The organism is Gemella haemolysans (genome assembly GCF_001553035.1).
In the GTDB taxonomy this organism is placed as follows: Bacteria; Bacillota; Bacilli; order Staphylococcales; family Gemellaceae; genus Gemella; species Gemella haemolysans_B.
In genome coordinates, this window is record NZ_KQ959990.1 from 45,796 (window position 1) to 54,142 (window position 8,347).

Annotated in this window: 7 protein-coding genes; all 7 read right to left on the reverse strand. The window is 33.2% G+C overall.

Annotated elements, in window-relative coordinates; genetic code table 11:
* Positions 1-132: 132 nt before the first annotated feature.
* On the reverse strand, positions 133-1,008 hold the full coding sequence (gene galU / locus HMPREF3186_RS07720; RefSeq protein WP_060914668.1) for a UTP--glucose-1-phosphate uridylyltransferase GalU: 876 nt from the start codon (positions 1,006-1,008) through the stop codon (positions 133-135).
* A gap of 259 nt (positions 1,009-1,267) precedes the next feature.
* Positions 1,268-2,605, reverse strand: a complete 1,338-nt coding sequence (locus HMPREF3186_RS07725; protein ID WP_060914669.1) for a S1C family serine protease — start codon at positions 2,603-2,605, stop codon at positions 1,268-1,270.
* 730 nt (positions 2,606-3,335) lie between these two features.
* Positions 3,336-3,869: a hypothetical protein gene (locus tag HMPREF3186_RS07730; RefSeq protein ID WP_060914670.1), complete on the reverse strand. Its 534-nt coding sequence runs from the start codon at positions 3,867-3,869 to the stop codon at positions 3,336-3,338.
* A 26-nt stretch (positions 3,870-3,895) separates the two neighbouring features.
* Positions 3,896-4,597: a peptidoglycan editing factor PgeF gene (pgeF, locus tag HMPREF3186_RS07735; protein WP_060914671.1), complete on the reverse strand. Its 702-nt coding sequence runs from the start codon at positions 4,595-4,597 to the stop codon at positions 3,896-3,898.
* Positions 4,598-4,777: 180 nt separating this feature from the next.
* Positions 4,778-5,002, reverse strand: a complete 225-nt coding sequence (locus HMPREF3186_RS07740) for a KH domain-containing protein (protein WP_060914672.1) — start codon at positions 5,000-5,002, stop codon at positions 4,778-4,780.
* Positions 5,003-5,012: 10 nt separating this feature from the next.
* Positions 5,013-7,442 (reverse strand): leucine--tRNA ligase, encoded by a 2,430-nt coding sequence (gene leuS / locus HMPREF3186_RS07745; RefSeq protein ID WP_060914673.1) that lies wholly within the window; start codon positions 7,440-7,442, stop codon positions 5,013-5,015.
* A 236-nt stretch (positions 7,443-7,678) separates the two neighbouring features.
* Positions 7,679-8,347: C39 family peptidase (locus HMPREF3186_RS07750; RefSeq protein WP_197415038.1), on the reverse strand; the 669-nt coding region annotated here is incomplete at its 5' end.

An 8,347-nucleotide genomic window follows, 5' to 3' on the forward strand; every position in this document is an offset into this window, starting at 1 on the left:
AGACGCAGTGGTTTATTGATATCTAAATTCGCCTTATAAAAGCTATTTAAATATCTAATAAGCTGTGCGGGAGTGACTCGACAAAATCGATTTCTACGAAATCACGATTTTTGAGTCACTCCCGCTTTAATCTTATTCTAATTCTGCTAATTTAGCTTTTAAGTATGGCACTAAATCATCTTTTAAGTCAGACTTAAGTGCAAAGTCGATAGTAGTTTTAACAAATCCAATTGTTTCACCTACATCGTAACGTTTACCTTGGAAGTCATATGCATAAACATTTTCTTCCTCGTTTAACATTTGGATAGCATCTGTTAATTGAACTTCTCCACCAACACCTACTTGTTTTTTAGCTAAGTGTTTGAAAATTCCTGGGTTAAGAACATATCTTCCCATAATCGCTTGGTTAGATGGTGCTGTCCCTGGAGCTGGTTTTTCTACAAAAGTTTCAACTTCATATAAGTGCCCATCTTGTCCTTTTGGTGCGATAACACCGTATCTGTGAGTCTGATCTTCTGGAACTGTTTGAACCCCAATTACAGAACATCCTGTTTCTTCTGCTTTATCAATAAGTTGTTTGATTGCAGGGTATTCGTCATTAATTACAACGTCATCACCTAGTAATACTGCAAATGGCTCATCACCGATAAAACTACGAGCAGTTAAAATCGCATCCCCCAATCCTGCCATTTCTTTTTGACGTACGTAGTGAATATTAGCAAGTTGCGTTGGGTACTTAACTTTTTCTAACATTGCTAACTTACCTTTGTTTTCTAACTCAACTTCTAATTCAACATTTCTATCGAAGTGGTCTTCAATAGCTCTTTTTTGTTTACCAGTTACAATAATTATATCTTCGATTCCAGCTTTCACCGCTTCTTCTACTATGTATTGAATAGTAGGAGTATCGATAATTGGAAGCATCTCCTTAGGTAATGCTTTAGTTGCAGGAAGGAAACGTGTACCATACCCTGCTGCTGGAATAATCGCTTTTCTTACTTTTTTCATTTATTCACCTATATTCTTTTCTAAAATTTAACAAATTTATAATAACATATTTTCATCAATTTGGCAAATTTTTTCCTCATATTCAAACTACATAAATAACATTTTAACTTTAGCACTCTTAAATGTCACCAATATTGAATATTGATATTACGTTTTTTTAGTAAAATGACTATACTGTTCCTCACCGTATTTCGAACATTTTTCGAACAAAAAACGAAAGGTAACTTAGAATTAAAATTCATCCTAAGTTACCCTTATTTTATCTTGTATTTAAGGCTTGTACAACAACATTTGTTGTTTGTTCTTTACCATTTCTATAGTAAGTTACTTTTACAGTATCTCCAATTTTTGATTTCTCAAATAAGTATTTTCTTACTGCAGCAACATCTTTTACTTCTTCACCATTTAATTTTGTAATGATATCATATTTCTCTAAACCTGCTTGATCTGCTGGTGTACCATTCTCAACATAACGAATTACTACACCCTGTTTACCTTCATATTTCAATTGAGATTTTACAGTATCACTATCGACTGTATTCACAGATACTAATTGTACACCTAATGCAGGTCTAATCACTCTACCTGATTGCTCTAATTGTTCAGTAATAAGTTTTACTTCATTTGAAGGAATACCAAACCCAATTCCCTCGGCACTCACGTTAGCTGTTGCCTTAGCAATCTTAGATTCGTTAATACCGATAAGTTTACCTTCACTATTGATTAGCGCTCCACCACTGTTACCCGGGTTAATAGCCGCGTCCGTTTGAATTACAGTTTGATTCCAGTCATTTTTACCGTCACCATCAACATCCATTGGGATTTGTCTATTTACAGCTGATACAATTCCTTTTGTAACAGTATTAGATAAGTTAACATCTAAAGGCGATCCAATGGCGAATGCTGTTTCACCAACTGCGATTTTATCACTATCAGCAAAATCCATCGTTGTAGTTACATTATCACCACTGATTTTTAATACGGCAAGGTCTGTCCAAACATCAGTTCCGACAACTTCTGCATTTACATTAGTTCCATCACTTAAGATAACAGATAATTTCTTAGCACCATTAACAACGTGGTTATTAGTAACGACATATGCTGTATTACCTACTTTTTTGTAGATAACTCCACTACCGCTTGAAGCAGCTTTTAAATCACCAGAATCATTATCAGATCTACTAGAACCTCCTAAGATTGATTCTAGGTTATTAGATGTATTACTTTGGTAGTTCACGATTGAAACTACTGCATCTTTCGCTTTTGAAATTGCGTTTACTGTAATTTGTTCATTATCCTTATCTTCTTTTGTCGCTGTTATCGAAGAATTCAGAGCCTTACCAGTTCCCATTATCGCTTGTGCTCCAAAAACACTAGTAGCTCCAAGAGCAAATGCCGCAAAGACAGTTAGGAATAATTTCCCATAGTTATTTTTCTGCTGAACAGGTACTTGCCCATTGTTCATCTCTTGATAATTTTCATAGTTATTGTATTGAGAATTTTCTATATTATCATAATCTTGATAATCATTTTGTTCATTATAATTTCCTTGATTGTTAAATTCTCTATTATTTTGGTTGTTATTTCTGTTTTCCATAAGAATCCTCCTTTTAAACCTTATTTATATTATTTTAAGGTTAAACGTATTTTACTTATATTTTTATAATATCAGTATCAACTTAAACGAAGTTTAAAGAAAAGTTTAAATGTACTTAATATTTTTTTACAAATAGATTTATATGCTAATTTCCTACTTTATGATTTAAAGTAATAAACTGTAGAAATCTTATTAAATTGAATAGTCCACAGAATATTATTAAATAATAGTATATAAACACTCTGTCTACATTGTAATTAATAATGAAATATATTGAAAAGATTATAAACACTATATTCAATATAAAACTAAATAAAAATCTTCTAGCTCTTATAAATAATACTAACTGAATAACTAAAATCACAATAAAACAAGCTATTATTACTTTTATATTTGTATCAGTAAAGTATTTTGGGAATTTATAAACATTCCTGAATAGTATACACCTTATTATCCCCATCTTTCTTTCCGAAAAATAATACCATCCAGAAATCATTATCAATAGTAAAATTTCTAATAGCATAAATAGAAAATATAACTTTCTATTTTTTCATTTTTTACCTTCCTATTTAAAATTATTACATTACAAATAATTCTATATATAAATTATATGAAAAAAATAAGAACTATGCAACATTTGTAACCTAATGAAACCTAAATAAAAAAACTCAAACGCAATTATTACATGTTTAGCAATCAAATATATATAAACTACGCTTGAATTTTATTTTTATACTAATACTATATATTTTTTACAAATATCTGCGAAGAATCCCTGAACATCGCCCGCTTTAAGCATATTTTCTTGTTCTTGATCCACAATATAGTTTTCGCTAGCTTCCATAACCGCAAGAAGTCGTTTGAAGGTATCAGCAAATAGTGCTTCATCTTCATTTAGTAAATAGTTAAAATTCTGTTCAGCGAAAAATGGAACGAAAACCTCTCTAAATGCACCTTGACGAATTCTACCGATAAGTTTTTCTCCACTCGCTGTAACGAATAAATCACCTTGTTTTTCAACAAATTCTTTCGCTTTTATGTGACTAGAAAAAATCTGGAACCCTTCTGCTTCTTTATACTCTCTAAAAACTGGAATTTTAAGACCTTGTTCTTCGTAAAGAGCTTTATCGATTATCACAAAAACCTCTTCTAAATCCCAGAATTCTTTCGCTATATAATAAAATGCTACACGCCATCTACTATCACTTTTCGGCAATCTTTTAAATGTAGCTACTTGTTCTACTAATTTAATATCTTTTTCCAATATAATTTCCTCTATTCTATATGAATTTAATCTAATTGAATTATTGTCCCAATACGCTTTGGAGTAGCATCATCCAACCTATATGAGAAGAATTTATCATTATCTCTTACCGTACAGAAATCAATAATTTTAATGTTATCTTCCAGTATACCACATTTTTTCAATAATTCTTTATTCAATTTCCATAAATCCAAATAATATTTACCATCAACTTCTTTATAATAATTTGGCACTTCTAAAACAGAGAATTTTTCGATAAGATCATAAGAAACTTCGTAGTTATCCACACTAACCGATGGCCCTATAATAGTCTTAATATCCTCTACTTTACAGCCGTACTTATCTGTCATGATATCTACCATTTCCCCGGTAATATTCCCATATGTTCCACGCCATCCTGCATGAGCTAAGGAAACAACACCTTGCTGTTTATCATAAAAGACTACAGGGACACAATCAGCTGTAAAAATCAATAACGGTGTCGCCTGTAAACTTGTAATTAAACCATCCGCTTCCTTGCCATTTTCTGTAAAATTGTCTCCCGATTCAACAATACGAACGTCTGCTCCATGAACCTGAGTATTATAAACTATGTTATCATGATTAAATCCATATTTATCAGAAAATCTCTTCATATCTTCACTACTCTTCGCATCAACATTCCTATTAGTAAATGCTATTTTCACATTATCATCATTAACTAAATATCCATCAACTATTTCTCGCATAATAGCCTCCTAAATTAACACTAATAATATTATACACAAAATTAACGATTATGTCTCATTTCTCTACTCTCTAGAAAATCATCTGTCCCAAAATTTTCTATGTCTATAATTTTTAAATTATCAAAAAATAGGAATCTGAAAAATATCTATCTTTCAGACTCCTATTCAACATTTATCTTATTATTCTACTAAATCTAAGTAAACTTTTTTACTAAATGTTGTTGAATTTAATACAGTACGGATTGCGCTAATCACTGTACCTTTTTTCCCTATAATACGCCCACAATCTTCTGGGTGCACTGTTAAAATGTAATGTTCACGTGCATTTTTAACGAATTTTTCGATTTTGATTTCATCTTTATGCTCAACAATTTCGCTAACAATACTATAAATTAATTCTTCCATGTCTCTCTCCTTATTTAGCTACGATATTAACTAATCTTCCAGGAACAACAATCACCTTCATAACTTGTTTTCCTTCGATTAATTCTTTTACTTCTTCATTAGCTAGAACGATTTGCTCTAATTCTGCTGGTGTTAAGTCTTTCTTAACATCTAATTTAGCTTTAACTTTACCCATAAGTTGAACTACGATTTCTACAGTGTCACTTACAAGTTTGCTTTCATCAAATGTTGGCCATGGTACGTATGAGATTGACTCAGTGTTACCATAGATTTCCCACATTTCTTCAGCAAGGTGAGGTGCAAATGGTGCAAGAAGTTGGATAAATCCTAATGCATATTTACGAGGGATGTACTCAGCTTTATAACAATCATTTACGAATACCATAAGTTGTGAAATAGCTGTGTTAAATCCAAGAATTTCGATATCTTCCGATACTTTCTTAACTGTGAAGTTATAGCTTACTTCTAATTCTTCATTATCTTTATCTTGAACCTTATCATTTACTTTTCCAGTTTCTTCATCTACGAATAGACGGTATACTCTATCTAAGAAACGACGAGATCCATCAAGTCCATTTTCACTCCATGCGATAGAAGCATCTAATGGTCCCATGAACATTTCATAAACACGTAATGTATCAGCACCGTGAGATACAATAATATCATCAGGGTTAACTACATTACCTTTAGATTTAGACATTTTTTCCGGACGACCATCTTTACCTTCAGCAAGAATCATACCTTGGTTGAATAGTTTTTGGAATGGTTCACGAGTCGGAACTAAACCTAAATCATAAAGCACTTTGTGCCAGAAACGAGCATATAGTAAGTGAAGTACTGCGTGTTCTGCTCCACCGATATAAACGTCTACAGGTAACCAATATTTTAATTTCTCTGGATCTGCGAACATCTCATCGTTGTGTGGATCAATGTAACGTAGGTAGTACCAACAAGAACCAGCCCATTGTGGCATTGTGTTAGTTTCACGTTTACCTTTTTTACCAGTCTCAGGGGCTACTACATTTAGCCACTCTTCGATATTAGCAAGTGGAGATTCTCCTGTTCCTGAAGGTTTAATGTTGTCAGTTTCTGGAAGTAATAGTGGAAGTTCACTATCAGGCACTGTAGTCATAGTACCATCTTCCCAGTGGATAATTGGAATTGGTTCTCCCCAGTAACGTTGTCTTGAGAATAACCAGTCACGTAGTTTATATGTAACTTTGCTACGTCCAACTTTGTTTTCTTCTAAGAATTCAATAACTTTAGCAATAGCTTCTTCATTGTTTAATCCATTAATAAAATCAGAGTTGATGTGTTTACCATCACCAAAGAATGGTACAACAACTTCACCATTATCTTCGATAACAGCTTTGATTGGTAAATTAAACTTAGTCGCAAATTCATAATCACGTTCATCGTGCGCAGGAACAGCCATAACAGCTCCAGTTCCGTAGCTTGCTAGTACGTAGTCCGCAATCCAAAGTTCTACTTTTTCACCATTTACAGGGTTAATCGCATAAGCTCCTGTGAATACTCCTGTTTTATCTTTGTTAAGGTCTGTTCTTTCAAGGTCAGACTTACGTTTAACTATATCAAGGTACTCCTCAACTGCAGTTCTTTGCCCTTCAGTAACAATTTCTTCTACAAGTTTGTGTTCAGGTGCAAGTACACAATAAGATACACCGAATACTGTGTCAGCACGTGTAGTGAATACTGTGAATGCTTTATCAGTTCCTTCAATTTTGAAATCAATCTCAGCACCAACAGATTTTCCAATCCAGTTACGTTGCATAGCTTTAAGACTTTCTGGCCAATCAAGAATATCTAAATCAGCAAGAAGTTTTTCAGCGTAATCAGTAATTTTTAGTACCCATTGACGCATTGGACGACGCTCTACAGGGTGTCCTCCACGCTCAGATTTACCATCGATAACCTCTTCATTAGAAAGTACTGTTCCTAATGCTGGACACCAGTTTACAGGTACTTCATCAACATAAGCAAGTCCTTTTTCATAAAGTTTTTTGAAAATCCATTGTGTCCATTTGTAGTAGTTAGGATCTGTTGTGTTTACTTCACGATCCCAATCATAAGAAAATCCTAATTCTTTAATTTGGCGACGGAACGTGTCGATATTAGTTTTAGTAAAATCTCTTGGGTCATTACCAGTATCTAGCGCATATTGCTCAGCAGGTAATCCGAATGCATCCCATCCCATTGGGTGAAGTACATTGTACCCATTTGCTCTTTTATATCTACTTAAGATATCAGTAGCCGTGTACCCTTCTGGATGACCTACGTGAAGTCCAGCTCCTGATGGATAAGGGAACATATCTAATGCATAAAATTTCTCTTTTGTATGATCATCTAATGTTTTGAATGTTTTATTTTCATCCCAATATTTTTGCCATTTTTTTTCTATAACTCTGTGGTTATACACCATAATTTAAGCACACTCCTTCGCTTTCAAGTTCTCTAAGTTATAGTATACCAATTTTAACGATTTTTAGCAACAACTGTTATAATTTAGTGCAAAAATAATGAAATATAACAATATTATCTTTATTATTTTAATATAAATCTATCGACATACTATCTTATAAGATTAAAATTACAACAAAAAACGACACACGGAATTAGATTTCTTAAAAATCAATATCCCTGTATCGTTCTATTCTATTATCCGATTGCTACAAATGATCCACCAATGTTAGTATCATAAGGGTCTGTACTTCTTTGATTCCAAATAGTATTGATATCATACCATTTACCTGTATTATATGCACTATCCGGATCCATTGCTTTTGTTTTTCCATTGCTATATCCACTTAAAATAATAGCGTGAGTCAATCTACCTTTAGCGAAAATACCCCTTCCTACAGTTGCAAACACAGGTTTACCACTTTGAAGTGCTGAAATAAGTTGTTCTTTAGTAGTGATAACTGCGTGTTTATAACCATATGCTCTGATTGCATAAACAGCTCCCTTACCTGATGTTCCTAGTTCACTAACGTTCATCTCATCAGTATTATTATAGATTGTGTCCGCAACAGCTGTTGGAAGAACATTTTGTCCTAATCCACTAAACGCCATAGCCAATGCTGTCGGTACACATCCAGTATTAGCTAGATTAGATATTCCGTACACCTTACCACCCCATCTTGCATCACCTTGATAGTATTGAGTCATATTTAAGGCCGAAATATTTTTACTTGTTTCTGAATAACTAGGAACCCATAGTCCATTTCCATCTACATAATAACGTCCGTTATCTACCCAAGCACTAGTCGCCATTCTTCCGTCAGCTCCTAGCCAATAGTTTCCTGCCCACGCATTTCTTACTAATGT